Here is a 23,458-nt window from a genome sequence, read left to right on the forward strand (position 1 = left end):
ATGCCGGGGCGGGGCCGTCGGTCCCGTGCGGTGGGGGGCGTTTCCGGGGAAGTAACCGCGCCCCTCGGGTCACTTCGTCGGGGCCGCCGACGGCGAGAACGCGGAGCCGGGGGTGGTGCCGGCGGCCGCCCCCGGGGTCTGGGTCGCGGTCGGGCCGGGGGTGGGGCAGCCCGGGAGGGGCGTTGCCGTCGGGGTGCCGGTGGGCGTGGCGGTCGGCGACGGGGAGCCCGTCGGGGTGGGCGTGCCGGTGGGCGTGGCCGACGGGTCCGGGCAGGTGGTGGGCGTACCGGTCGGGGTGCCCGTGGGCGTGCCGGTCGGGGTGCCCGTGGGCGTGCCGGTCGGGGTCGCCGTCGGGGAGGTGCCGCCGCTCGGGGTGGTCGTCGGCGTCGCGGAGGGCGAGGCCGAACCGCCGGGCGTGGGCGTGGCGGTGGCGCTCGGGGTCATCGTCGGCTGGGCGCTCGGCGACTGCTCCGGGGCGGGCGTGACCGGTACGGTCGGCTGCGGGTCCGTACTGGGCGCGGTCGTGGTCGGGCCACCGCCCCCGGGGAGGCTCGGGAGCCCCGGCGGGTTCGGCGTGGGCAGCGAGATGGGCGGGACCGGGGACCCGGGGCGGTTCGGGACGGTGGTCACCGTGCCGCTGCCGTAGTGCGCCATCCAGTTGCGCACCGTCCGCAGGTACTCGCCCGAGTTGTTGTAGCTGAGCACCGCCCGGTCGAGCTGCGCCGGGTCGGCGAGGTCGCGGCCGCCCGCGCACAGGTAGCGGCCGGCCGTCTCGGCGGCGTCGAAGACGTTGTTCGGGTCGGCCTTGCCGTCGCCGTTGGCGTCCACGCCCCAGGAGGCCCAGGTGGACGGGATGAACTGCATCGGCCCGACGGCGCGGTCCCAGCGGGAGTCGCCGTCGTAGCGGCCGCCGTCGGTGTCGGATATCGCGGCGAAGCCGTTGCCGTCCAGCGCCGGGCCGAGGATCGGCGTCAGGGTCGTGCCGGCGGCGTCCACCCGGCCGCCGTTGGCCTGGCCGGACTCGACCTGGCCGATCGCGGCGAGCAGTTGCCAGGGCAGGTGGCAGCCCGGCGAACGCTGCGCCAGCGAGGCCTCGGCCCGGCGGTAGGCGGCGAGGACGGTGGCGGGCAGTGCGGGGCCGGTGGCCGCGAACGGGCCGGCCGAGGGCAGGCCGGGCAGCGTGCCGGGCGGCTGCGGGAGCTGGACGGTGCCGCCGCCGTCGGCCGGGATGCCGGTGCCGAAGGTGCCGGGGACGTCCGTCGAGGGGCTGCCGTCGGGCAGGGAACGGCCGACGCCCTGGCCGTCGGCGCCGTTCGCCGGACCGGCGTCGGCGACCGCGACCGGGGCGAGCCCGATGCCCGTCACCTGAGAACCGGTCAGCGCGGCCAGTGCGACGAAGGCCGCCGCCGTGCCCGTGAGCCGCTTGCCGATCCGGAGCTTCCGTCCGCCCTCGGCCTTGCCGATCCGCACCGTCATCCGCTACCCCTCCCCGTCGCCGCCCGGACCATCCCGGAACGGTTGAGCTGTCGTCATCGTGCCCGTCCGGCCGAGGGCCGGGCCCGCCGCCGGGACGATTAGTATCACGACGATCTGACAGGGACAGGGTGACCGGGAGGCCGACCGGGGCCCTCCGAGGGGTTAACTCGGCACTTCAGCGGGGGTGCGGCCGGGTGCCGCGCCGTTCCGGGGCCCCGTCGCCGGCCGCCCCCCTTCCGCCGTCCAGTGCCAACTCACCTTTCGGTGACGAAAGTTGACTGAAGGTCCACCGCGGTGGGACGGGCGCTCCCGGGCGCCGGAACGGCGGTTCGGAGCACAGGGGTGGTGCGTGCGCGGTGTTTCGGGCTCCCCGGCGGCGCCCACCGCCCGCCCTCCTGACCTGCCGGAACGTCGGGCGCCCGGCCCGGCGCCCCCTACCAGGGCGGGCGCCGGGGCGCCAGGGCGCCGCCCCGACTCGGCCCTGGACGGGTGACGTTCTGGTGAAAGTGGGCATGCCAGGAATCACCGCCCGGCATGCTGTGCCGCGTGATGATGCGGATGGAGGTCCAGACCGTGAGCGCGAACCTGCCGGAGACCCTCGCCGAGGGAGCGGTCGTCCTGCCGGCGCCCCCTCGGGTGGTGGACGACCTGGCCCGTGACCTGACCCAGGCCGCCGCGGCCGTCCGGGCGGTGTCGCGCGCCCGTCGCACCGGTGGGGACGTCGCGGTCGCCGCCTACACCGCCGTGGTGTGCACCGGGCGGTCGGCCGCCACCGTCCTGGAGGAGGCCGCCGCCTGGTGCCGGCAGGCCCCCGAGGCCGAGGTGCACTCGCTGGCCTGGGCGCGGGTGCCGGGCCACCGGGAGGACGTCCACGAGTACCGCGTCACCCTGGCCGTCAGCTTCCCCGACGGCGAGACCGGCGAGCACCTCGGCGACACCCACCACGCCTGCCGCTGACGCGTATGATCACCCCATGACTGTGGGGGACACGAACGAGATGGTGAAGAGCCCGACCGGCGAGGCGGACGACGCGACCGCGGGGGAGCGGGCCGACGGCCCGCGGGAGCTCTCGCGGCCCGCGGCCGTCGCGGTCACCGTGCTCGCGGCGGTGTGCGGTGCGGCGGTGCTGCTGGCCGTGTTCCACTGGCTGGGCTGGTCCGTGCCGTGGATCGGCTGGATCGTCGCCAAGGCCGGGATCAAGCTCGCCGTCGGGGGCTTCGCCGGGCTGGCGGTCGGGCTCTCCTGGCTCCGGGCCAGGCTGCGGTCCCGGCCCGGGAGTTGAGCACCCGGTTGGTCAACCGGCCTGCGGCGAGGGGCAGGTGAGGTCGCGAGCGGGCGCCTCGCCGTCCAGCAGGTACCGCTCGACCACCCCGCTGACGCAGGTGTTGGACGTGGGGTACTGGCCGTGGTCGCCGCTCCCGGTGACGGTGACCAGCCTGGAGCCGCGCAGCGCGCGATGCGCGCCGAGCGCCGCCTCGTAGTACGTCGCCGGATCGTGCACCGAGTTGAGCATCAGCGTGGTCGGCAGGTGGGCGCCCGTCACCTTGACCTCCGGCGCCGGGGCGACCGGCCACGCGGCGCAGACCGCGCTGAAGGCGAGCGTCCGGGCGCCGGCCAGCGGCCAGCGGGCGGTGTTCTCGGCGCCGCGCTCGATCCAGGTGTCCAGGTCCCTGGTCCACGGGGTGTCGTTGCAGGTCACGGCGAAGTACTCGGCGAGGAACTCCGGGGAGAGGTAGCTGCCGAAGACCTTCGCGGCCGCCGCCCTGGTCGCCGGGTCGAGGCCCTGCCAGTTGTCGACGGCGGCCAGGATCCGGGCCAGCTCCGGGAAGTCGGACGCCCGGTAGATCGCCGACATGGCGAGGCTGTCCAACTGGTTCGGGCCGATCGTCACCGAGCCCTCGACGATGGGGGAATCGTGCAGCGCGGCGCGCCGCTGCTCCCAGTGCGCCCGCACCTGCTCCGGCGTCGAGCCCCAGTGGTAAGTGGTGTCCCGCGCCGCGAGCCAGGGCACGAAGTCCTCGTCGAAGCGGCGCTGGAAGCTCATCGGCTGGCCCAGCTCGTACGTCTCCCAGGTGCCGTCGAAGCCGATGTTGCTGTCCAGCACCATCCGTTCGACCCGGTGCGGGAAGAGCGTCGCGTAGTAGGCGCCGATCATCGAGGCGTAGGAAGGACCGTAGTAGCCGATCTTGCGCTCGCCGAGCAGGCCGCGGAAGAGGTCGATGTCGCGGGCGGTCTGCTCGGTGGTCAGGTAGGGGATCAGGTCGCCGCTGCGCTCCTGGCAACTGGCTGCCAGTTTCCTGGAGTTGGCGATGACTCGGTCGATCGCGACGGGGGACTGGTCGCGGTAGTCGCCGGCCAGGAACTCCTGCATCTCCGCCTCGGTCTGGCAGACCGCCTTGGTGCTCTCGCCGACCCCGCGCTGGTCGAAGCCGACGATGTCGTACGCGGCGGCGACCGCCGGGGCGCCGGCGGCCAGATTGGCCGGGCGCAGCAGGCCGGTGCCGCCGGGGCCGCCGGCCGCCATCAGCAGGGTGCCCTTGCGCTCGGCCGGGCCGGTGGCGCGGTGCCGGGAGACGGCGATGGTCAGATCGGCGCCGACACCGGGGTGGTGCCAGTCGCGCGGGGCGGTCATGGTGGCGCAGTCCAGGGCGGGCTGCCGGGCGCAGGGCTGCCAGTTCAACGTCTGGTGGGTGTAGCGGGCGGGCGCCGGGGCGGCGTCGCCCGGGTCGCGGCCGGTGGCGGCGCCCGCGGTGGTGGGCACGGCCAGGCCGGCCAGGACGGCGGCCGCCACGGCCAGGGCGGCGCGACGGGCGTGCCGGGCGCGGGGCGGGGCGGCTTCGGTGTGCTGGGCTGCGGTCTTGGTCTTGCTCTTGGTCTCAGGCTCGGTCACGGGAACGATCCTGTCCGGCCCCGGCCTGATGATCGATCATCCCCACTACCGTCTTCGGGGTGGTGCTGGGTGCACCCCCGCCGTGGCGGGGGCTCCAGGCGGTCGAGCGCTCAGTAGGCGGCGGTGAACCGGGCCCGGCGGTGGACGGGCTGTTCGGCCTCGTCGAGGAGCGCGACGGCGAGGTCCTCCATGGAGATCGCCGAGTTGCCCTCGGCGTCGACCAGCAGGTCGTCGTGGCCGGTCCGGAACCGGCCGGTGCGCACGCCGGGTTCCAGGAGCGCGGCCGGGCTCAGGTAGGTCCAGTCGACGTCCGGGCCGACGGCACGGTAGAGGCCGAGCTGCTCGTCGCAGGCCTGGGCGATCGGCCGGATCTCGTCGGGGAAACCGGGGCTGTCGACCAGGGTGGTCCCGCCGCCGCCCGGGACGAGCAGGCTGCCCGCGCCGCCGACGGCCAGCAGCCGTACGCCGGTGCCGGCGATCCCGGCCAGCAGGCCCTTGGTGGCGACGGCCAGTTCGTGCTCGCTGCCGGGCAGCGGACGGGTGGCGGTGATCACCACGTCCTGTCCGGCCGCGATCCGGGCGACGTCCTCGGGGTCGCGGGCGTCGCCGACGACCAGGGCGGCGGCGGACGGCAGGCCGTGCGGCTTCGCCGGGTCCCGTACGACGGCGGTGACCTGGTGGCCGCGGGCCAGGGCCTCGGCCACGACCCGGCTGCCGACGTTGCCGGTGGCGCCGAAAACGGTGATGCGCATGGGGTACTCCCTGTAGGTGGTGGGGATCGGTGGTGGTGGGGAACGGTGGGATCGGTGGGTGCGGGAACGGTGTCGGTGGGACGGGGTCAGGCGTTCTCGCGGACGGGCCGCGGGGTGTCCGCCGGCCCGGTTCCGGGTGCCGGCTCGGGCGCGGTGCGGGTCCGTCGGGTCTGGGCGGCGATCAGTGAGCCGAGCACGACCAGCGCGCCGAACGCCTGGAGCGGGCTGAGGTCCTGGCCGAGCGCCAGCCAGCCGAGCAGGGTGGCGACCACCGGGCTGAGCAGCGAGAGGAAGGAGACCGAGGTCGGCGGCAGCGCGCGCAGCCCCCGGAACCAGAGCGCATAGGTGACGGCCGCGCCGATCAGGCACAGGTAGGTGTAGCCGAGCACGTTGGCGAGCGTGTAGTGGGACGGCGGCGCGCCCTCGGAGAGCAGCGTGACCGGCACCAGCAGCAGTCCGCCGGCCGTGAGCTGCCAGCCGGTGGTGGCGAGCATCGGCGCGGGGGAGACCCAGCGCTTGGAGAGGACGATGCCGGCGGCCATCACCACGGCGCCGCCGAGCGCGGCGAGCACCCCGATCGCGTCCAGCTGGGCGTTGGCCCGCAGCACCAGCAGGCTGACGCCCGCGACGCCCGCGATGCCGGACAGCACGGTGCGCAGGGTGAGCCGGTCGCCGAGGACCAGGGCCGAGAGCCCGGCGGTGACCAGCGGCTGGACGGCGCCGACGGTGGCCGCGATGCCGCCGGGCAGGCGGTAGGCGGCGATGAAGAGCAGGGCCTGGAACACTCCGATGTTGAGGGCGCCGAGGACCAGCGAACGCCACCACCAACTGCCCTGCGGCAGCCGGCGGGTGAGGGCGACGAGGAGCAGCCCCGCGGGCAGGCAGCGGATGACGGCGGCGAGCAGCGGGCGGCCGGGCGGCAGGAGTTCGGTGGTGACCAGATAGGTCGTGCCCCAGACCGCCGGGGCGAGGGCCGTCAGCAGGACGAGGGCGAGGCGATTTCTTAGCACTAAGGCAATGTATCTCAGCGCTAAGGCATTCTTCACCGCATCGAGTGAGTGATGTGGCTCACAGTTACCTCACCACTAAGGAATCCACTGGGGATCGCCTACCCTGAACCCGTGGCAGATCATGTGGACCGCGTCGTCGCGCAATGGGGTGCCGAGCGCCCCGACCTGGACGTCTCCCCGATGGAGGTGTTCGGCCGGCTCAAACGCCTCTACCGGCTGGTGGACGCGGCACTCAACCGCACCTTCGCCGAGCACGGACTGGACGCCGCCTCCTTCGACGTGCTCGCCACCCTCAAGCGCAGCGGCCCGCCCTACCGCCTCACCCCCTCCGGACTGATGCAGTCCGCGATGGTCACCTCCGGTGCCATCACCCAGCGGCTGGACCGACTGGAGGCCCGCGGCCTGGTCACCCGGACCCGCAGCGACCAGGACGGCCGCAGCCGCGAGGTCGCCCTCACCCCCAAGGGGCACGCCCTGATCGACCGCGCGCTGCCCGACCACCTCGCCACCGAGCACCGGATGCTGGCGGGCCTCGACGAGGCGCAGCGGACGGCGTTCGTCGAGGTGATGCGCACCCTGCTGGCGGACTTCGGGGACAGCCCGGAGTAGCCCGGCCGGTGCCCGTGCCGTCCGGCCCGCGTCCGTACCCGGTGGGGCGGTGGCTCCCGCGGGCGCGGTCGAGACCCCCGTCCACGACCCCGCCCGCGGGCTCCGCTCCGGCCCGAGCCCGTCCCGACCCGAGCCGTCCTGCGTGGCGACTACGGGGTGACCGCCACCGCCTTGAAGAAGGCGTAGTGGAACGTCCCGCCCGGCCCGGCCGCACGGCGCAGCTCCGCGATGCCCCGGTCGAAGTCCTCCGGGGTGGTCAGCCCGGCGGCCACCGCGTCCGCGCGGACGGACTCGACCATCGCGACGAAGGTCCGCCGGGTGAACCCCTCCACCAGAGCCGGGTCGGCCTCGTCGGCGTAGACCGTGCGCGGTCGGACCGACACCCGGGTGAAGCCGGCCGCGGTCAGCAGCGGGTGGAGGCGGCGGCCGAGCAGGCCGTCGCCGCCCGCCAGGGCCTGCAGCCGGACGAGGTGGTCGACGGTGCGCCGGGCCGCCGGGCTCTCCGGGTGGAAGAAGGCCGAGCCGTGGTCCCCCTCGATCACCGTGATCGTCCCGCCCGGCCGCAGCACCCGGCGCAGCGCCGCCAGCCCGGCCGTCGGGTCGGGCAGGTGCTCCAGCACGAAGCACAGGAAGACGTGGTCGAACGAGGCGTCCGGGAACGGCAGCCGGTGCAGGTCGCCGTGGTGCCAGGTGACGTCCGCGGCGGGTGCCTGTGCGGCGACCCGGGCGCGGGCCCGGGCCAGCGACTCCGCCGAGAGGTCTGCCGCCGTCAGCCGGATCCCCGGGTTGCCGGCCAGCAGGTGCACGGTCTGCGCCCCCACCCCGCAGCCCGCCTCCAGCACCCGGCTGCCGGCCGGGTACGCGGTGCCCGCGTGCAGCAGGTCGGCGAGGGTGTCGGCCTGGTCGCCGAGGCGCCGCGTCTCGGTCCGCGCGTAGCCGTGGACGTAGCCGGGGTGGTCGTCGGGGCGCTCCGATGCCGCTGTCCCCGGGGTCATGGGCGATTCCGTGGTCGTGGGCGTTTCCGTGAGCATGGGTGTTTCCGTGGTCATGGCCCCACCCTCGCCGCCACTATGGTCCGGTGAACAGGTCCAAAGCCGAGGCATTCGACCGGTCCAAAGAGGCCGGCGCCGACTTCCTGCAGCTCGACACGGCCGATGCCCCGCCCGGCGGGCTCACCGACTGGCTGACCCGCCGGCTGCGCGAGGCCGTCGCCGACGGGCGGCTTCCGGTCGGCAGCAGGCTGCCCGCCGGCCGGGTGCTGGCGGCCGAACTCGGGGTCTCCCGCGGTGTGGTGACCGACGCCTACCAGCGCCTCGCCGAGGAGGGACAGGTCGTCGGCCGCGGGCGGGGCGGCACGGTCGTGGTCGCGGCCCCCGCGGCGCCGCACCGGGCGCCCGCGGCGGAGCCACCCCGCCCGGCGCCCGCGCTGTTCCGGGCCGATCCCGACCCCGAGGTCTTCGACCTGCTGCGCGGAGCCCCCGCCCGGATCGACCTCACCCCCGGCGTGCCCGACCTCGCGGCCTTCCCCCGCGCCGCCTGGCTGCGCGCCGAACGCGCCGTCCTCGACGACCTGGCCGCCTCCGACCTCGGCTACGGCGACCTGCGCGGCACCCCGGCCCTGCGCCGGGCCGTCGCCCACTGGCTGGCCCGCAACCGGGGCATCCGCGCCGACCCGGACGAGGTGCTGATCGTCGCCGGCACGGCCCAGGCGCTCGCGCTGCTCGGCCGGGCCCTCGGACGGGCCGGCATCGGCGAGGTCGCGGTCGAGGACCCGGGCTCCCTCGGCGCCCGGCAGCACCTCGCCCACTGGCTCGCCGCCACCCCGCCGGTCCCGGTCGACGCCGAGGGCATCCGGGTCGACGCGCTGCGCGCCACCGGCGCCCCGGCCGTCCTGCTCACCCCCGCCCACCAGTACCCGACCGGCGTCGTACTGGGCGGTGACCGGCGGCGCGAACTGCTGCGCTGGGCGGGGGAGGGCGGCCTGGTCATCGAGGACGACTACGACGCCGAGCACCGCTACGACCGGCCGCCCGTCCCGGCCCTGCGCGCCGCCCTGCCGGACCGGGTCTGTTACGCGGGCAGCATCTCGAAGCTGCTCGCCCCGGCGTTGCGCACCGGTTGGCTGCTGGTCCCGGCCCGGCTGCGGGACGCCGTCCTGGACGCCAAGCGTTTCGCCGACCTCGGCAACCCGGTCCTGCCCCAGCTGGTGCTCGCCCGGCTGATGGAGTCCGGCGACCTCGACCGCCATCTGCGGCTGCTGCGCCGCCGCCACCGCCGCCGCCGGGACGCCATGATCGCCGCCATCCGCACCCATCTGCCGGGAGCCACCGTGCACGGCGCGGCGGCGGGCCTCCACCTGATGCTGACGCTTCCGGAGGCACCCGGCCGCACCGACACCGAGCTGGCCGCCGCCGCCCTGGCCGAGGGGGTCAAGGTGCAGCCGCTGTCCTGGCACGCCCGACTTCCGTACCCGCCGGGCCTGGTGCTCGGGTACGCGGCGGGTTCGACGGCGGAGATCGCCGAGGGGCTCGCCGTCCTGGGGCGGCTGGTCCGGCGTTCGTCGTCGGTGTGAGGACGATGAGGATATTAAGGCGGATTATCGGATTAATCTGGTGCAAGGGGGAGTGCCCCGCCGCACCCCTGGGTACGTTGACATGCCGAAGTCAAATGTCGGCCCGGGAGGCGTGATGGCCCTGTTCCGAAGTGTCGCCCAGTTCGGGGTGGTGCTGGCCGTGATGGGGATCGCGCTCGGTCCGGTGCCGCTCGGCGCGCCCGCCCGGCCGCACGGTGCTCCAGGCGTTGTGGGCACTCCGGGCGTTGCGGGTACTCCGGGTGCTCCGAACGAGAGGGGTGCGGCGATGGCCGGCCAGGAGCAGGAGGACGCGCGGGCGCTCGCCGGGCGGCGGATCGTGCTGTCGTACCCCGGTCCGACGCCGCCGGCCGGGGTGCTCCGGGCGATCCGGGAGGGCCGGGCCGCCGGGGTGATCCTGTTCGGTGAGAACGTCACGAGTCCGGAGCAGCTCGCGGAGTCGGTCGCGGAACTGAAACAGGCCGCGGCCGAGGCGCCGCACCCGCGCACCCTGCTGCTGATGACCGACCAGGAGGGCGGCAAGGTCCGCCGGCTGCCCGGTGCGCCCGAACTCTCCGCCCGCCGCGTCGGGTTGGCGCCGGACCCGCTCGCCGCGGCCGCGGAATCCGGGGCCGGCGCCGCCCGGACCCTCGCCGACGCCGGGCTGAACCTCAACCTCGCCCCGGTGCTCGACGTCTACGACAAGCCGGACAACTTCATCGACCACCCCGAGCGCTCCTACGGCCAGGACCCGGCCAAGGTGGCGGAGTTGGGCAGCGCCTTCCTCACCGCCCAGCAGGGCCTCGGCGTGGCCGCGACCGCCAAGCACTTCCCCGGCCTCGGCGCCGCGCCCCGGGGGGAGAACACCGACGAGCGCCCCGTCACCCTGAACGTCCCGCTGTCGCAGCTCCGCTCCCGGGGCGAGGCCCCGTACCGGGCGGCCGTCGCAGCGGGCGTGCGGCTGGTGATGGCCTCGTGGGCGGTCTACCCGGCGCTGGACCCGGACCACCCGGCAGGGTTCTCGTCCACGATCATCCAGGGCGAGCTGCGCGGCCGGCTCGGCTTCGACGGCGTGACCGTCACCGACGCCATGGAGGCGGAGGCGCTCGCCCCGTACGGCGGCACCGGCGACCGGGCGCTGGCCGCCGCCGAGGCCGGGATGGACCTGCTGCTCTGCTCCGCCCGGGACCCCCGGCAGGGCGAGGAGGCCACCGAGGCGCTGGCCGCCGCGCTGGACGACGGCCGCCTGGACCGGCACGCCTTCGCCGAGGCCGTGGCCCGGGTCGACGCCCTGCGCGGCTCGCTGGGGTGAGCCGACGGGGCCGGTCGGTGCCGTCCGGCACGGCGCCGCGAGGCGGGGCGGGGCCGGCCGCGGGGTGGGGTGGCGTCGGCGGGCAGGGGCGGCGGTGGTCCGCTCCCCGGGCTCCCGTCCGGGCGGGTGACGCCGGGGCGCGGAAGGCCCCGGCCGGTCACCGGTCGAGCAGGGTGCGCAGGTCGATGACGCGGTAGCCGCGGGCGCGGGCGCCGTCGAGGATGCGGGGCAGCGCCTCGGCGTCGAGGCAGGTGTCGGGTCCGTCCTCCTCCGAGGCGCCGACGTGCAGTTGGAGGACGGCGCCCGGGGTGAGCGCGGCGAGGGCGCGCTCGACCGCGCGGTCCGCCGTCATGCCGTGGGCGGGGCCCAGGTAGCCGTTGGTGTCGGCGGTGAATTCGAGGTCGGCGTAGCCGAGCCGGTTGACGGTGGCGATGCCTTCCGGCGTGGTCGCGCTGTACGGGAAGCGGAAGAACGGCAGGGGTTCGGTCCCGGCGGCGCGGCGGATCGCGGTGTCGGCGCGGCGCACCTCGGCGCGGGCCCGGTCGGCGTCGAGGGTGGAGAAGTCGGGGTGGCTGTAGGAGTGGTTGCCGAGGCCGTGCCCGGCGGCGGCGATCGCGCGGACGGCGCGGGGATGGCGGTCGGGAAGAAGGTGGCGGGGGCGTCGCGGTCGCGCAGGACGGCGAGGACGGTGTCCAGCCCGGTCTCGTTCCAGGCGGCGTTGAAGGTGAGGGCGAGGACGCGTTCCGCGGTGGGCAGGCGGCGGATCTCGGCGCCCATGAGCGTGGCCGGCGGCGAGGCGGCGGCCAGCAGCGCGAGGAGGACGAGGACGGCCGCGGCGGCGGCCCCGGTGGCGGTTCGGATGCGGTTCATCCGGGCTCAACGTGGGCGTTGCCTGGGAGGGTGCGGAAGTTCGGCCGTTCGAGGGTGATTGCGCCATCGAAGGTCTGCTTTCGGACGAGGCCTCGTATCCAAGGGTAAATCGGCGTCACCGCATAGGAATCGCATGGCAAAGTTCCTGTCGTGGGCCTATGAAATGTCATATGTGCCACGCCACCTGTCCCAGTCCGTCCGTCCCCTCCAAGGAGGAACCCATGAACCGGATCGCCCGGATCGCCGCCGGCGCCGTCGGTGCCGCCGCCCTGCTCTCGGCCCCCGTCCCCGCGTTCGCCGCGGCCCCGGCCGTCGCCACCACCACCGTCACCACCTGCGGCTCCTACAGCCTCCAGGCGGGCCTGGCCACGTACGCCTGCGCCGACGTGACCGGTGACGGCGTCGCGATCTACGGGAAGATCGGCCTGGCCGGTCCGCCGTCCCCGGGCACCCCGTGGCCGCCGGCGCCGAAGGAGCTGGTGACCCACCTGTCGGCCAACGTGACCGGCGGTGCCTCGCTCGGCACGGTGAACGGCCGCACGGTGTTCCAGGTGTCCACGGTGCGGGTCGACGGCATCTCGACCACCGTGCCGTGCGGGTCCACCGTGCACGTGTCCTTTGACGTCGAGGGGTTCTGGAGCGGCCAGGTGCCGGCCACGGTGGATGTGCCTGTAGTCTGCTGACGGCGCGTCACCGTGACTGCCGAGCCCGGGAGTTGGCAGCATCCCGGGCTCGGCTTCTGCATGTCGCGGTCCGGTCGGCGGGCGGTCGGGGGGAGCGCCGGGCGGCGGCCCGCCGAGGGTGGACCGGGGGTCTGTCGAGGGCCCGCCGGGGGTCTTGCCGGCGCTCGACGCACTGTGACGACTTGAAGAAATCTTCATCTGTCGCGATGATGCCTACCGGCCGCGGCATCGATCCCCGCCCGGCCGGACGACCACCGAGCCGGAACCGAGGGAGAACGCGGACGATGCCGGTGCCGCTGTACCAGGCCAAGGCGGAGTTCTTCCGCACCCTCGGCCACCCCGTGCGGATCCGGGTCCTGGAGCTGCTCCAGGACGGCCCCCGGCCGGTGCGCGAGCTGCTGGCGGAGATCGAGGTCGAGCCGTCCAACCTCTCCCAGCAGCTCGCGGTGCTGCGCCGCACCCAGCTGGTCACGGCGACCCGTGAGGGCAACACCGTGGTGTACGCGCTCAGCACCCCGGACGTCGCCGAGCTGCTGCGCGCGGCCCGCCGGATCCTGACCGAGCTGATCACCGACCAGGGCGCGCTGCTCACCGAGCTGCGCGCCTCCGGTGGCCGGCTCCGCTGAGCCGCGCCCGGCCCGTCCGCCCGATCCGAGGAGAAGCACCACCATGAGCGACAGCACGAGCGACGAGAAGAGGCGCCGCAAGGCGATGCTGATCCGCGCGGGCATCTACATCTTCGCCACGCACCTGTTCGCCGGTTTCGTGCTGCTGCTGTTCGCGCTCGGCGGCCGGAAGTAGCACACCGGGAACCGGTGGCTCACCGGCGCCGCCCGTGGTCCGGCACCAGGTACCGGTCGCTGGTGCTGGTCCAGGCCAGAACGCCGGCGACCAGCTCGCGGGTGCCGTCCAGGTACCAGCGCCCGGCCGGGTGGCGGCGCAGCAGGTCGCGGCGCAGCTCCTCGCTCTCCTGCTGCAACCGTGCCACCCGGGCGCGCACCGCGTGGACCGCCCGGCCGCGGGTCCAGCCGTGGGCCCGCTGGAGGGTGAGCACCGTGTTGAACGCGGGCCCGGCCTGCCGCTCCTCGCGCCGCAGTGAGTAGAGGTCGTTGATCAGTGTGGCGGCGTCGGCGGTGTTGGCGCGCAGCCGGTGCAGCGCGGGCTCCGCGTGCAGTGCGGCCGGGGCGTCGGCGCCGTGGACCCGTTCCAGTATGTTCATGAACGGGTAGAGGCAACTGCCGTGCCGGCGCAGCTTCATGGTGTCGGTGAGGTCGAGGCCGAGGGCGGGCACGGTGCCACGGGCGCGGTGGTCGGCCTCGGCGGGGAAGGTGGCCAGGCAGGCCCGCCACTCCCGGGCCGCCCGGGCCCGCCACTCGGGGGACGTCGAAGCGGTCTGCCGCTTCCACAACTCCCGCCAGGAGACCAGCATGTGGCTCTCGGACGGGCTCTCGCCGCGGGTTCCGCCGAGGACCGCGATCAGCGGGTCGACCACGGCGTGGGCCGCGGCGGGGTGGCGGCCGGGCGGGCCGTCGAAACGGTCGTCCAGGATGGTGAACCAGCCCAGCATGTCCACCAGGAGGTCGAGTTCGGCGCCCCGGACGCGGGGGAAGGCGTGGCCGATCAGCTTCTGCAGCCCGTAGGCCCGGTAGCGGGGCAGCTCCGACGGGGTGAGCAGGCCGCGGCGGACCACCCAGTCGGCGTGCCGGTCGGCGGCGAGGCGCAGCTCGTCGGACGGGCGGGGGCCCGCCGCAGCGACCGGACCCGCGGGGGAGGCTGGACCGGCCGGGGTGGCCGGACCCGAGGGGCCGGTCGTGGGGCCGGTCGTGGAGGCGGTGCCGGTGAAGGGACACCGGACCGGCGGCGGCTCACCGTGCGAGGAGGGCACTGCGGCCCCCGGTGAGGATGCGGCATCGCCCTCTCGGGAGGCCGCCGCGGTGCGCCCGCGTGGGGAGCGCGCGCCGCGCGGCGCGAGCCGCACCCGAAGGCCGTGCGCCTGGACCGTCGTCCACACCACCTCGCGGGCCCGCGCGCCCGGCACCGCCGTCGGCCGCCAGCGGCGCAGGATCGTCGCGGCCGCGACGGTCAGTTCCGCCCAGGCGAAGGCCTCGCCGATGCACTTGTGCTTGCCCGCCCCGAACGGCAGGAAGGACGGCCGCCCGGAGCCGCCGCGGTCCTGCCAGCGCTCGGGCCGGAAGCTCATCGGCTCCGGGTAGCGCACCGGGTCGCGGTGCAGCGCGGTGAGGCTGTACAGCAGCTCGGTGCCGGCCGGGACGCGGTACGGGCCGAGCTCGACCGGCACCCGGGCGGTGCGCATCAGGAAGGCGTTCGGCGCGTGCAGCCGCACCACCTCCTGGGTGACGCTGCGGGTGTAGGTGAGCCGGGCCAGTGCCTCCGGGGTGGGGACGGTGCCCGCGGGCAGGTGCTCGTCGAGCTCGGCGAGGATCCGGGCCTCCACCTCGGGGTGGCGCAGCAGCTCGTCCAGCAGCCAGGTGAGCGTGGTGGAGACCGTCTCGGTGCCCGCGCCGAACATGGTGATCGCCTCGGACCGCACGTCGGCCTCGGTGAGCGGGCGCCCGGTGGCCGGGTCGGTCGCGGCGCGCAGCAGGGCGGGCAGGGTGCGCCGGCCCGCTCCGGGGCCCGTGGTCGCGGCGCGGCGGTTGACGGCCTGGTCGACCACCCGGTTGAGCACCCGCACGGCGTCGTCGAAGCGCCGGTTGACGGGCAGCGGCAGCCGGGCGAGCGCCGGGTTCGGGTAGAGGGACTGGACGATCTGGCCCTTCACCAGGTCCGGCAGCGCCCGGTGGAACGCGACGGTGGCGTCCTCGCTGAGCCGGGCGTCGAACAGCGTGCGGGTGACGATCTCCAGCGCCAGGTGGTTCATCTCCTTGGCCACGTCGAGGACCTGCCCGGGGCGCCAGCGTCCGGCCCGCTCCTCGGTGACCTGCTGCATCACGGCCAGGTACTCGCCCATCCGGTCCGGACCGAAGGCCGGCTGGATGATCCGGCGGCGGTCGCGGTGGGCCTGGCCCTCGGACATCAGCAGGCCGTCGCCGAAGGCCGTCCTGAGGGTGTCCTGGACGGCCCCGCGCGGGCAGTCGTGGGCCAGTGCCACGAGCAGGGTGTGGACCAGCCGGGCGTCGGTGACCACGCAGACGGTGCGTGGTCCGAGCCGGATGCGGACCACCCCGCCGTGGCGGGCGAGCGAACCGAGGAAGCCGAGCGGGTCGCGCAGCAGGGCGCCGGCGTGCCCGAGGCCGGGCAGGGCACCGGGGGCCAGCGGCGGGACGGCGGCGCGGGCCAGCGGGGACGGGCCGGGAACGGTTCTCGGGGGGACGATCAGCTTCCGCGTTTCGGTCAGCAGGGACATGACACTACCTCTCAACCAGAGTGGCCGGTGCGGGCGATGCCGGGCGGCAACGGCGGGCCGGCCGGGAGCCGGGGGACCGCCCAGCGCGGGCCCCGCGCGCGCCCCCGGCGGGAGGGCGCACGTTGAGCAAACGCGCCGGTTTCCCGAGCGTTGCGCCGAATGTGCGGGGATCACTCCAACGGCCGAGTGGATCGACCCTTTCGTGCGTGCTCGAAACTCCGTGTTGACCTGCGCGGATGCGTCCGTCCGGGTGGTCCGCGGCTTGCCTGCGAGGCAGGGTCTTTGGACCCTCGCCGCACGGGCGTGCGAGGGACAGCATGGATGCGAAGAAGGAGGAACCTGATGACCCGTCTGCGCCACCGGCCGGCCCTCGACGTCCGGGTGGAGATCCGCGGCGAGCTGCCCCGCGAGGACGCCGAGTACGCCCGGGCCCGGGCGCTGGCCACCGCCACGGCGCTCGGCCCCGACACCCGCGCGCTGCGACTGCGGCTGACCCGCTCGCGCAACCGGTCGGTGACCCGGCCCGCGCTGGCCCAGGCGGACGTCGAACTGGCGGGCGTCGGACCGGTCCGGGTGCAGCTGGCCACCGGCACCGCACGGGAGTCCGTCGACCTGGTGCTCGGCACGCTGGCCGGCCGGGCCGTCCGACTGCGCGAGCAGGGCGACATCGGCTTCGCCGCCGCGTACGAGAGCGCCTACCGCCCGCAGTTCGCCGACCGCCCGCTCGCCCAGCGGCGGATCGCCCGGCACAAGGCGGTCGTGCCCGCCCGCCGCAGCCCCGAGCAGGCCGTGCTCGAACTGCTCGCCCTCGACCGGCGGTTCCACCTCTTCGCGGACGCCGCCACCGGCCGGGACGGCCTGGTCCACCGCTGCTCGCCGGGCGGCACGCCGGAGTTGTGCGCCGCGGGCACCAGCGCGATGCCCCCGCTCGACCTCGCCGAGGCGGCCCGCCGGCTCTGGCTCACCGGTCGCCCGTTCGTCGGCTGGACCGACCCCGGCGACCACCGGGCGCGGGTGCTCTACCGCCGCTTCGACGGCCACTACGGCCTGATAGCGCCGGTATCGGACGGCCGGATCGGGGCAGGAACCCTGTTGGCACAGGACTGACACCACGACGCAACGACCACACCACGAACTCTCCACGACAGGGGCCGGGACCATGGACTGCGACGAGGTCATGCTGACCGTCCGGATCACCGCCGCCGAGCGGGCACTGCTGCGCGACCTCGCGCGCGGGCACGGCGGCGACGTCTCCGAGGTGGCGGTGGACGGGCTGCTGGAGGTCATCCCCGCACTGCACGACGACGCCTGCGGCCTGCCGCTGCTGCGCGTTCTGGCCAGGCCGGCACCCTTCGCGCTCACCCTGTGGCTGCCCGCGCCGGTCGCGGACCTGCTGCCGCTGCTCGGCGAGCGGCTCGTACGGACCGGTGGTCCCGCGGCCGGGCCGGCCAGCGCCGCGCTCTCCGCGGCCTTGCGGCTCTGGCTCGCCGGGGACCGGGTCGTCCTGGCGGCCGGGCTGGCCCGGTTGCACGGGGGCTGCGGCGCCGGCGCGGTGGAGGCGGTGCGACCCGGAGCGGGTGCGGCGGTGCGCTCCGGGGTGGGCGTGGCGGCCTTCGGGGTGGAGCCGGTGAAGGCCGCGGCCTGACCCTTCGGTCGGCCTGACGAGCCGTCATATTCGGCTCGGTGGAGGCCAGTCCGGGTGCCTGCGCGGTGCCCCGGCCGCCGTCCGGGGCGGGTCCGGTGTGCCCGACCGCGGTCCGGCCGAACCGGGCGATCGAACCCGGCGATCAAACCGGACCGTCGAACCGGACCGTCGAACCGAACCGTCCGGGGAATTCTGCAAGAGGTTTCTGTTATTCCCGGTCGCCCCTCCCGCTCTCCGGAGTGTCGGAAGACCCGGGCCCCCTCCACCGCGGGGACGCGCGGGTCGTCGTCGCACGAGGAGGGAACGCGATGGGGCACCCGGGCGGCGGGCTCCGCCGGCGCAGGAGCGCAGGCTCACCCCATGCGGTGTCCATCAGCCAGATCGCGCCGAATTCCGCCGACCTGATGCGACGGGCCGCGCCCGCCCGGCACTCCCGGTCCGGCGCCCCGACCGGCAGCCGTGCGCCGACGCGGCCGCCCGGACGCGACCACCCGCCGAAGCCGGCCGCGGGGCCGCCCTCACCGCGGACGGCGGCGCGCCGGTGCCCGGGCCCGGAGCGCGGCGGTACCGCGGCGGCCGGCCGCCGGAGCCGTGACAGGCGAAGCGGCAGCCCTTACCAGAACTGGTCGCTGTCGAAGACCTCGTGAGCCGTTCGGGGTAAGGCTGTTCCTGTGAGCCCGTAAAACCGGTCGGCCCGTACGCCGGCCGACCCTTCGACCCGAGCCGCCGACGCCCGCGCGCCGCGAGGCCCGCAGGCCGGCAGGTCCGTCGCGCCCGGCCGTGGCGGCACCGAAGCCCCCGGGGCCCAAGACCGCTGGCGCGGTTACCCAGCGGACGCTGCCCCCGACACGGCACGCGGCCCCACCCTCCCACCCCCCCCGCCGACGCCCGCGCGCCGCGTGGCCCGCAGGCCGGCTGTCCCGTCGGCCCGGTACCGCCCGCCCCCCACCCAGCGGCAGCCGTTCCCGGCGCCGGCCGTTACCAGCGTCCCTGCCCCCCCACACCGCCCCGAGGACCCTCCCGTATGCGAACCCGCCCCCACCTCGCCGCCCTCGCCCTCACCGCCGCGGCCCTGCTGTCCGCGGCCGTACCCGCCGCCGCCCACGGCGACAGCGTCCACCTGGACGTCACCGGCCAGCAGAACGGCCGTGTCAGCACCGTTGCCACCTGGGAGAACGACCACGACCCGGTGACCGGGGAGTTCGCCGGCACGCTCCTCGCGACGGCCTCCGACGGCCGCACCGTCGGGCCCTGGCGCCTGGTCACCGTCCCCGGCCGCCCGGGGACGTACACCACCCGGGAGGTCCTCCCGGTCGGGCACTGGTGGGTGACGGTGGACTGCGCCTTCCCCGCCCTCGGGCACGGCGAGCGCGAGCTCGACGTCGACACCGTCGCGATCGCCGACCCGGCGCCCCCCACGGCGCTGTCCGAAGCCTCGCCGCGGTCCGCCGGGGTGACCCCCGCCCCGCACCGGGAGAGCACCGGTGCGGCGGGGACCACCGCCGCCCCCGTCTCCGCCCGGGAGGCCTCGCCCGGCCCCGCCCACGCGACCACCTCCGACGCCACCGCCTGGGCGGCCATCGGCACCGCCTGCGCGGCCGTCGTCCTGGTCGCCACCGGGCTCTGGCTGCGCCGTCACCGGGGCTGAGCCGCCCGGAACCGCCCGCCCCGGGAACGGGGACGCACCCGCGGTGGAACCGGCCGGGTGCGAACCGACGTCCCTTCCGGTCACCGGGCGCCACCGGGCGCCCGGACGACCGCAAGGGAGCGTCCGCGCATGAAGAAGGTCCTGATCACCGGCGGGGCGGGTTTCATCGGCAGCACCGTCGCCTCCGCCCTGCTCGACCGGGGGATCACCCCGGTCGTGCTGGACGACCTGTCCCGGGGCCGGACCGAGTTCGTCGCGGACCGGGTCTTCTACCGGGGCGACATCGCCGACGCGGCCCTGCTCGACCGGATCTTCGCCGAGCACCCCGACATCGACGCCACCGTGCACTGCGCTGCGAAGATCGTCGTACCGGAGTCGGTGGCCAAGCCGCTGTACTACTACCGGGAGAATGTCGCCAAGACCGTCGAACTCCTGGAGGCCCTCCAGCGCCACGGCTGCACCAGGGTCGTCTTCAGCAGCTCCGCCTCGATCTACGCCCCCACCCCCGATGCCCGGGTCGACGAGAGCAGCCCGGTCGACGCCGGGAGCCCGTACGCGCGCACCAAGCAGATGATGGAGCAGGTCCTCCAGGACTGGACCCGGGGCGAGGGCGCCGAGCGCCAGCGGGTCATCGCCCTGCGCTACTTCAACCCGATCGGCGCCGACCCGCAGCTGCGCACCGGCCTCCAGGACCTCCGGCCCACCCACGCCCTCGGCAAGCTGATCGAGGCGCACACCACGGGCACCCCGTTCACCGTGACCGGCACCGACTGGGCGACCCGCGACGGCTCCGGCATCCGCGACTACATCCACGTCCAGGACCTCGCCGAGGCGCACGTCGCGGCGCTGCTCCGGTTCGACGAGGTGATCGCCCCGGGCGTGGCGGACCGCTACCGGGTGATCAACGTCGGCACCGGGGACGGGACCACCGTGCGGGAACTGATCGCCGCCTTCGAACAGGCCGTCGGCACCGGCCTGGAGGTGCGGGAGGCGGGCCCGCGGCCCGGGGACGTGATCGGCTGCTACGCCGTCGTGGACACCGCACGGGACCTGCTCGGCTGGCAGCCGCGGCGCGGCATCGCCGAGGGGGTCGCCGACGCGCTGGCCTGGCGGAGGGTCTGGTCCGCCCGGATCGGCGTCAGCTGACCGCCGGAGGCTGTCAGGCCACGGCCTCGCCGGACTTCGACCAGTTGTCGCGCAGCCGGTCGAGGTAGGACTGCGCCTGGGAGCCGATCTTGACGCCCCGGGCGAAGGCCAGCATGTTGCCCGCGCCCGCGTTGTAGCCGAGGGCGACCAGCTCGTCCCGGGTGAGCGGCACGCCCGGGCGGGCGGGCAGCTGCGCGGCGAGGTCGTGCAGGTGCCAGGCGGCCGCCTGGACGGCCAGGTTCCGGTCGTCCGGGAGCTCCTCCCACTGCCGGGAGGCGAACGGGCGGCCGGGCTTGGTGTCGTCGAAGGCGGCCCGGTGCATGTTGGCGATGCCGAACGAGGCGTCCGGCTTGCCGCGCTGCCAGGCCCGTTCGAGTTCGGGGTCGTGCGGCTTGTACGCCTCGTTGTAGAGGATCGCCATCAGCAGCTGCGGGTTGACCCCGGCCTCGGCGGCGTACTGGCGGACCGGTGCCGCGTAGTCGGCCGGGTCGTAGCGGCCCGAGGGCTTCGAGGGTTTCGACGGCGGAGCGGAGGAGCCGGCCGACGGTGCGGCGCCCGGGGAGGGGCCGGAGGCGGCGGTCGGGGAGGGGTCGGCGGAGGCCGCGCCGTCGTGGCCGTTGCCGCGGACGAGACCCAGTCCGGCCACCACCACGACGCCGATCACCAGCCAGCGTCCCCGGCCGGACCCCTTCTTCTCCTCGCTCACGGCTGCCGCCCCTCCCCGTTCGCCCGTGCGCCCGTTCGAGCGCCGTGCGGCTGATCGCTCCCTGCGGCAGGTTACTCGGCGGGCTTCTGGTCGCCGTCGAGGTTGCGCAGGAAGTCCTTCGCCTTCTCGACGCCGGTGTCGATCTGCCCGCTGTACTTGCCGTCCGTGCGGTCGTCGATCGCGTCGCCGACCTTGTCCAGGCCCTGCCCGATCACGTCGCCGTGCTCGCGGGCGAGGTCGGTGGCCTTGTCCGCGAGGTTCTTCAGACTCTCAAACATGGTGACGCTCTGCTCCTCTGATGCGTTCCTGATGGTGTGCCGACGTGGCGGGGATCGTGACCATCCTAACGATGGCCCACCAGGCGGTTCGTCGCCGCCGGGTGACGGCGGATGACTTTGCTGAAATGGGTTCGTATGCTCAGGCCATCTTCTACAGCGATGTAGAGGGTGGGGTCCCCACCAGGACGCCACCAGGACCGAAGGCGTCCCGGCACGCGCGGCGGCGCGATCGCTCCGCCGCGGCCGCAACGATCGAGGGAAGTGCGCATGGCCGGTCAGCGGGCGAGAACGCCGTACCAGGACGCGGGACCGCGCACCGAGGACCGCGCCCTGCCCGCGCAGCGCTCCCGGGCGGCCGGTGCGGGCGGTCCGGGGAGCCCCGCGGGCCCCGCGGCGCCCGGGGCGGCCCGGACACCGCGCCCCGGGGCGGCCCGCCGTCGCCAGCAGGCGCGTCGTCGCGGCGGGACGGCGGCCGTGCTCTCGGCGGTCGGGCTGCCGTTGCTCGGGGCGGTCGCGGACGAGGTCGACGGACCGGGCGTCAGCCTCCTCTTCGCGGTGGGCTCGGTGCTCGGGACGGCGGCCGCCGCACTGCTGTGCAGCCGGACGGGCCGGTGGTGGGTGGTGACGGCCGCGCCGGTCGTGGTGCTGCTCACCGCCTCGGGCGTCGAGTACCTCGCGCACCCCGGGACGTACCAGGGGAAGAACCTCGGCACCGGCGCGCTGCGTTGGGTGGTCGGGGCCTTCCCGGTGATGGCCGCGGCCGTCGCGGTGGCGCTCGCCGTGGTCGCGGTCCGCGCCGTGCCGACCCGCCGCCGGGTGGTGCCGCAGCGCCGACGAACCGGCCGGACGGCCGCCCCGGTCGGAAGGGGCCGCCGTGGCTGAGCGCGGCAACAGCCGTACCGGCGGCCGCGGTCAGCGCGGGCAGGCCGCGCGCCGCGCCGCCGCCCCGCTGACCGTCGCCGGGCGCACCCTGGCCTGCACCGTCTCGGTCGCCGTGCTCGGCGCCAGCGGCTTCACCTGGTACGAGTACCGCAGCCTGGACGACGGCATGGTCAAGTCCTCCGCGCTGAGCGAGGCCAAGAAGAACGCCCCGCCGCACCTCGACAAGTCCGTCAACCTGCTGCTGATCGGCCTGGACAGCCGCAAGGACATGGACGGCAACGACCTGCCCAAGCAGTTCGTCGAGGACGAACTGCACGCCGGCTCCAGCGGGATCGGCGGGTACAACACCAACGCCCTGATCGTGCTGCACATCCCGGCCAACGGCGGCAAGGTCACCGCGCTCTCCGTCCCGCGCGACGACTACGTGCAGACCGTCGGCGCGGACGGGAGGATGCACAAGATCAAGGAGGCGTACGGCATCGCCAAGGAGGCCGCCGAGCAGAAGCTGGCCGGCAAGGGGCTCTCCAAGGCGCTGCTGGAGCGGCAGAGCCGCGAGGCCGGCCGCTCGGCCACCATCCAGACCGTGCAGAGCCTCCTGGACGTCCCGATCGACCACTTCGCGGAGGTGAACCTGATCGGCTTCTACGACATCGCCAAGGCGGTCGAGCCGATCCAGGTCTGCCTCAACCACCCGGTGGACGACCCGATCATCGCCCGGACCGCCACCCACGAGGGCGGCGGCACCGGCCTCAAGCTCCCGGCCGGGATCAGCTCCCTCAAGGCCGCGCAGGCACTCTCCTTCGTCCGCCAGCGCCACCACCTCACCAACGGCGACCTCGACCGCACCCACCGGCAGCAGGCGTTCCTCTCCTCCGTCGAGTACAAGCTCAAGCAGCAGGGCATCCTGAACGACCTCGGGCAGATGCAGAAGCTGTTCGCGGTGGTGAAGAAGGACGTGGTCATCGACAACGAGTGGAACATCCTCGACTTCGCCCAGCAGGCGCCCAACCTGACCGGCGGCAACGTGGAGTTCAACACCCTGCCGATCAGCGGCTTCAGGACGGTCGGCGGGCAGGAGGTCAACACCGTCAACCCGGACCTGATCAGGAAGATCGTCCGGCAGCTCTTCAACCACGAGCCGGCGCCGGCCCCGCCGGCCGCCGCGCCGCCCGGGGACGGGCCGGGGGAACCGGCCCCGTCGCCCTCCGCCACCCCGAGCACGGCGCCCAAGGCGGTGGTCGACGTCAACGCGACCGCGGGGGCGGGCGCGGCGGCCGACGAGTCCAGGGCGCTGGCCGAACTCGGCTACCAGGCGGGCCGGATCGGCGACGCCCCGGCCAGGACCCGGGCCACCACCGTCGCGTACGGGTCCGGGGCCAAGACCGACGCACAACACCTCGCCGCCCGCTACGGGGTGAACGCCTTCTTCTCGTCGGCCGTCCCCGCGGGGCGCATCCTGCTCACCCTCGCCGTCTCCCGCACCCCCGCGCCGACGGCCGTCCCCCCGGCCGCCGCGGCCGGCGATCCCTCCGCCGACCCGGCGGCGGGGCTGCCGATGCAGGGCCCGGCGGTGAAGGCGGGCGGGATCCCGTGCGTGGACTGAGTCCCGGCCGGC

23 protein-coding genes are annotated in these 23,458 nt (G+C 75.2%); 14 read left to right on the plus strand and 9 right to left on the minus strand.

The annotated features are described in order from the left end of the window. Positions 1-69 precede the first annotated feature (69 nt). A complete protein-coding gene (locus tag ACWGKU_RS18035) occupies positions 70-1,476 on the minus strand; it encodes a lytic murein transglycosylase (protein WP_452177687.1) in 1,407 nt (468 codons plus the stop codon). Positions 1,477-2,049: 573 nt separating this feature from the next. On the opposite strand from ACWGKU_RS18035, the gene ACWGKU_RS18040 reads away from it, so the two are divergent. Both ACWGKU_RS18040 and ACWGKU_RS18045 read left to right on the plus strand, forming a co-directional pair. Further along, positions 2,050-2,433: a hypothetical protein gene (locus tag ACWGKU_RS18040; RefSeq protein WP_359902661.1), complete on the plus strand. Its 384-nt coding sequence runs from the start codon at positions 2,050-2,052 to the stop codon at positions 2,431-2,433. Positions 2,434-2,449: 16 nt separating this feature from the next. After that, entirely contained in the window at positions 2,450-2,758 is a 309-nt protein-coding gene (locus ACWGKU_RS18045; protein WP_380548841.1) for a hypothetical protein, read from the plus strand. Positions 2,759-2,770: 12 nt separating this feature from the next. Here the strand turns inward: ACWGKU_RS18045 and ACWGKU_RS18050 are convergent, their stop codons facing one another. The 3 genes from ACWGKU_RS18050 to ACWGKU_RS18060 form a co-directional block, all read right to left on the minus strand. Beyond that, on the minus strand, positions 2,771-4,366 hold the full coding sequence (locus ACWGKU_RS18050) for an alpha/beta hydrolase (RefSeq protein ID WP_452177686.1): 1,596 nt from the start codon (positions 4,364-4,366) through the stop codon (positions 2,771-2,773). A 110-nt stretch (positions 4,367-4,476) separates the two neighbouring features. Beyond that, entirely contained in the window at positions 4,477-5,118 is a 642-nt protein-coding gene (locus ACWGKU_RS18055; protein WP_401052675.1) for an NAD(P)-dependent oxidoreductase, read from the minus strand. Positions 5,119-5,204: 86 nt separating this feature from the next. Then, positions 5,205-6,128: an EamA family transporter gene (locus ACWGKU_RS18060; protein WP_380548833.1), complete on the minus strand. Its 924-nt coding sequence runs from the start codon at positions 6,126-6,128 to the stop codon at positions 5,205-5,207. Between the two features lie 111 nt (positions 6,129-6,239). Here ACWGKU_RS18060 and ACWGKU_RS18065 point away from each other — a divergent pair, with 111 nt between their 5' ends. After that, positions 6,240-6,737, plus strand: a complete 498-nt coding sequence (locus ACWGKU_RS18065; protein ID WP_452177685.1) for a MarR family winged helix-turn-helix transcriptional regulator — start codon at positions 6,240-6,242, stop codon at positions 6,735-6,737. Positions 6,738-6,886: 149 nt separating this feature from the next. On the opposite strand, the gene ACWGKU_RS18070 is transcribed toward ACWGKU_RS18065, so the two are convergent. Continuing rightward, positions 6,887-7,732, minus strand: a complete 846-nt coding sequence (locus ACWGKU_RS18070; protein ID WP_452177684.1) for a methyltransferase domain-containing protein — start codon at positions 7,730-7,732, stop codon at positions 6,887-6,889. Positions 7,733-7,815: 83 nt separating this feature from the next. Here ACWGKU_RS18070 and pdxR point away from each other — a divergent pair, with 83 nt between their 5' ends. Together pdxR and ACWGKU_RS18080 are read left to right on the plus strand one after the other, a co-directional pair. After that, entirely contained in the window at positions 7,816-9,309 is a 1,494-nt protein-coding gene (gene pdxR, locus ACWGKU_RS18075) for a MocR-like pyridoxine biosynthesis transcription factor PdxR (RefSeq protein WP_452177683.1), read from the plus strand. A 286-nt stretch (positions 9,310-9,595) separates the two neighbouring features. Beyond that, positions 9,596-10,618, plus strand: a complete 1,023-nt coding sequence (locus ACWGKU_RS18080; protein WP_401050773.1) for a glycoside hydrolase family 3 N-terminal domain-containing protein — start codon at positions 9,596-9,598, stop codon at positions 10,616-10,618. A 157-nt stretch (positions 10,619-10,775) separates the two neighbouring features. Here the strand turns inward: ACWGKU_RS18080 and ACWGKU_RS18085 are convergent, their stop codons facing one another. Beyond that, complete coding sequence (locus ACWGKU_RS18085) at positions 10,776-11,555, minus strand: polysaccharide deacetylase family protein (protein ID WP_452177682.1); 780 nt, start codon at positions 11,553-11,555, stop codon at positions 10,776-10,778. Between the two features lie 154 nt (positions 11,556-11,709). Here ACWGKU_RS18085 and ACWGKU_RS18090 point away from each other — a divergent pair, with 154 nt between their 5' ends. The 3 genes from ACWGKU_RS18090 (at position 11,710) to ACWGKU_RS18100 (ending at position 12,972) form a co-directional block, all read left to right on the plus strand. Beyond that, positions 11,710-12,171: a hypothetical protein gene (locus ACWGKU_RS18090; RefSeq protein ID WP_359902635.1), complete on the plus strand. Its 462-nt coding sequence runs from the start codon at positions 11,710-11,712 to the stop codon at positions 12,169-12,171. Positions 12,172-12,455: 284 nt separating this feature from the next. After that, positions 12,456-12,797: an ArsR/SmtB family transcription factor gene (locus ACWGKU_RS18095; protein ID WP_359902632.1), complete on the plus strand. Its 342-nt coding sequence runs from the start codon at positions 12,456-12,458 to the stop codon at positions 12,795-12,797. Positions 12,798-12,840: 43 nt separating this feature from the next. Then, positions 12,841-12,972, plus strand: a complete 132-nt coding sequence (locus tag ACWGKU_RS18100; protein WP_359902629.1) for a DUF6126 family protein — start codon at positions 12,841-12,843, stop codon at positions 12,970-12,972. 19 nt (positions 12,973-12,991) lie between these two features. Here the strand turns inward: ACWGKU_RS18100 and ACWGKU_RS18105 are convergent, their stop codons facing one another. Further along, positions 12,992-15,538: a cytochrome P450 gene (locus ACWGKU_RS18105; RefSeq protein WP_452177681.1), complete on the minus strand. Its 2,547-nt coding sequence runs from the start codon at positions 15,536-15,538 to the stop codon at positions 12,992-12,994. Between the two features lie 342 nt (positions 15,539-15,880). Here ACWGKU_RS18105 and ACWGKU_RS18110 point away from each other — a divergent pair, with 342 nt between their 5' ends. From ACWGKU_RS18110 to galE, 4 genes are all read left to right on the plus strand, one after another. Then, entirely contained in the window at positions 15,881-16,645 is a 765-nt protein-coding gene (locus tag ACWGKU_RS18110; protein ID WP_401053922.1) for a sigma 54 modulation/S30EA ribosomal C-terminal domain-containing protein, read from the plus strand. 52 nt (positions 16,646-16,697) lie between these two features. Continuing rightward, a complete protein-coding gene (locus ACWGKU_RS18115; protein ID WP_401053924.1) occupies positions 16,698-17,183 on the plus strand; it encodes a hypothetical protein in 486 nt (161 codons plus the stop codon). 1,024 nt (positions 17,184-18,207) lie between these two features. Next, positions 18,208-18,831, plus strand: coding sequence for a hypothetical protein (locus tag ACWGKU_RS18120; protein ID WP_452177680.1), 624 nt, complete (start codon positions 18,208-18,210; stop codon positions 18,829-18,831). 129 nt (positions 18,832-18,960) lie between these two features. After that, a complete protein-coding gene (gene galE, locus ACWGKU_RS18125; RefSeq protein ID WP_380552374.1) occupies positions 18,961-19,977 on the plus strand; it encodes a UDP-glucose 4-epimerase GalE in 1,017 nt (338 codons plus the stop codon). A gap of 13 nt (positions 19,978-19,990) precedes the next feature. On the opposite strand, the gene ACWGKU_RS18130 is transcribed toward galE, so the two are convergent. Together ACWGKU_RS18130 and ACWGKU_RS18135 are read right to left on the minus strand one after the other, a co-directional pair. Then, positions 19,991-20,683, minus strand: a complete 693-nt coding sequence (locus ACWGKU_RS18130; protein ID WP_452177679.1) for a lytic transglycosylase domain-containing protein — start codon at positions 20,681-20,683, stop codon at positions 19,991-19,993. Positions 20,684-20,754: 71 nt separating this feature from the next. Beyond that, complete coding sequence (locus ACWGKU_RS18135) at positions 20,755-20,961, minus strand: antitoxin (RefSeq protein WP_359902610.1); 207 nt, start codon at positions 20,959-20,961, stop codon at positions 20,755-20,757. A gap of 267 nt (positions 20,962-21,228) precedes the next feature. Between ACWGKU_RS18135 and ACWGKU_RS18140 the strand changes: the two genes are divergently transcribed. After that, the gene (locus ACWGKU_RS18140) at positions 21,229-21,843 is read left to right on the plus strand and encodes a DUF6542 domain-containing protein (protein WP_401047825.1); all 615 of its coding nucleotides are present in this window, start codon (positions 21,229-21,231) and stop codon (positions 21,841-21,843) included. Continuing rightward, on the plus strand, positions 21,836-23,446 hold the full coding sequence (locus tag ACWGKU_RS18145; RefSeq protein WP_452177678.1) for an LCP family protein: 1,611 nt from the start codon (positions 21,836-21,838) through the stop codon (positions 23,444-23,446). Before ACWGKU_RS18140 ends, ACWGKU_RS18145 begins: the two co-directional genes overlap by 8 nt. Positions 23,447-23,458 lie beyond the last annotated feature (12 nt).

The sequence above is a fragment of the Kitasatospora sp. NPDC054768 genome (assembly GCF_053612025.1).

What these genes read in the sequence shown, in the direction of transcription:
- ACWGKU_RS18035 (WP_452177687.1), bottom strand. Translation starts at nt 1,476, where the DNA reads ATGACGGTGCGGATCGGCAAGGCCGAGGGCGGACGGAAGCTCCGGATC.
- ACWGKU_RS18045 (WP_380548841.1), top strand. Translation starts at nt 2,450, where the DNA reads ATGACTGTGGGGGACACGAACGAGATGGTGAAGAGCCCGACCGGCGAG.
- ACWGKU_RS18055 (WP_401052675.1), bottom strand. Translation starts at nt 5,118, where the DNA reads ATGCGCATCACCGTTTTCGGCGCCACCGGCAACGTCGGCAGCCGGGTC.
- ACWGKU_RS18070 (WP_452177684.1), bottom strand. Translation starts at nt 7,732, where the DNA reads ATGACCCCGGGGACAGCGGCATCGGAGCGCCCCGACGACCACCCCGGC.
- ACWGKU_RS18080 (WP_401050773.1), top strand. Translation starts at nt 9,596, where the DNA reads ATGGCCGGCCAGGAGCAGGAGGACGCGCGGGCGCTCGCCGGGCGGCGG.
- ACWGKU_RS18085 (WP_452177682.1), bottom strand. Translation starts at nt 11,555, where the DNA reads ATGGCGCAATCACCCTCGAACGGCCGAACTTCCGCACCCTCCCAGGCA.
- ACWGKU_RS18090 (WP_359902635.1), top strand. Translation starts at nt 11,710, where the DNA reads ATGAACCGGATCGCCCGGATCGCCGCCGGCGCCGTCGGTGCCGCCGCC.
- ACWGKU_RS18095 (WP_359902632.1), top strand. Translation starts at nt 12,456, where the DNA reads ATGCCGGTGCCGCTGTACCAGGCCAAGGCGGAGTTCTTCCGCACCCTC.
- ACWGKU_RS18100 (WP_359902629.1), top strand. Translation starts at nt 12,841, where the DNA reads ATGAGCGACAGCACGAGCGACGAGAAGAGGCGCCGCAAGGCGATGCTG.
- ACWGKU_RS18105 (WP_452177681.1), bottom strand. Translation starts at nt 15,538, where the DNA reads ATGTCCCTGCTGACCGAAACGCGGAAGCTGATCGTCCCCCCGAGAACC.
- ACWGKU_RS18110 (WP_401053922.1), top strand. Translation starts at nt 15,881, where the DNA reads ATGACCCGTCTGCGCCACCGGCCGGCCCTCGACGTCCGGGTGGAGATC.
- ACWGKU_RS18115 (WP_401053924.1), top strand. Translation starts at nt 16,698, where the DNA reads ATGGACTGCGACGAGGTCATGCTGACCGTCCGGATCACCGCCGCCGAG.
- ACWGKU_RS18120 (WP_452177680.1), top strand. Translation starts at nt 18,208, where the DNA reads ATGCGAACCCGCCCCCACCTCGCCGCCCTCGCCCTCACCGCCGCGGCC.
- galE (WP_380552374.1), top strand. Translation starts at nt 18,961, where the DNA reads ATGAAGAAGGTCCTGATCACCGGCGGGGCGGGTTTCATCGGCAGCACC.
- ACWGKU_RS18135 (WP_359902610.1), bottom strand. Translation starts at nt 20,961, where the DNA reads ATGTTTGAGAGTCTGAAGAACCTCGCGGACAAGGCCACCGACCTCGCC.
- ACWGKU_RS18140 (WP_401047825.1), top strand. Translation starts at nt 21,229, where the DNA reads ATGGCCGGTCAGCGGGCGAGAACGCCGTACCAGGACGCGGGACCGCGC.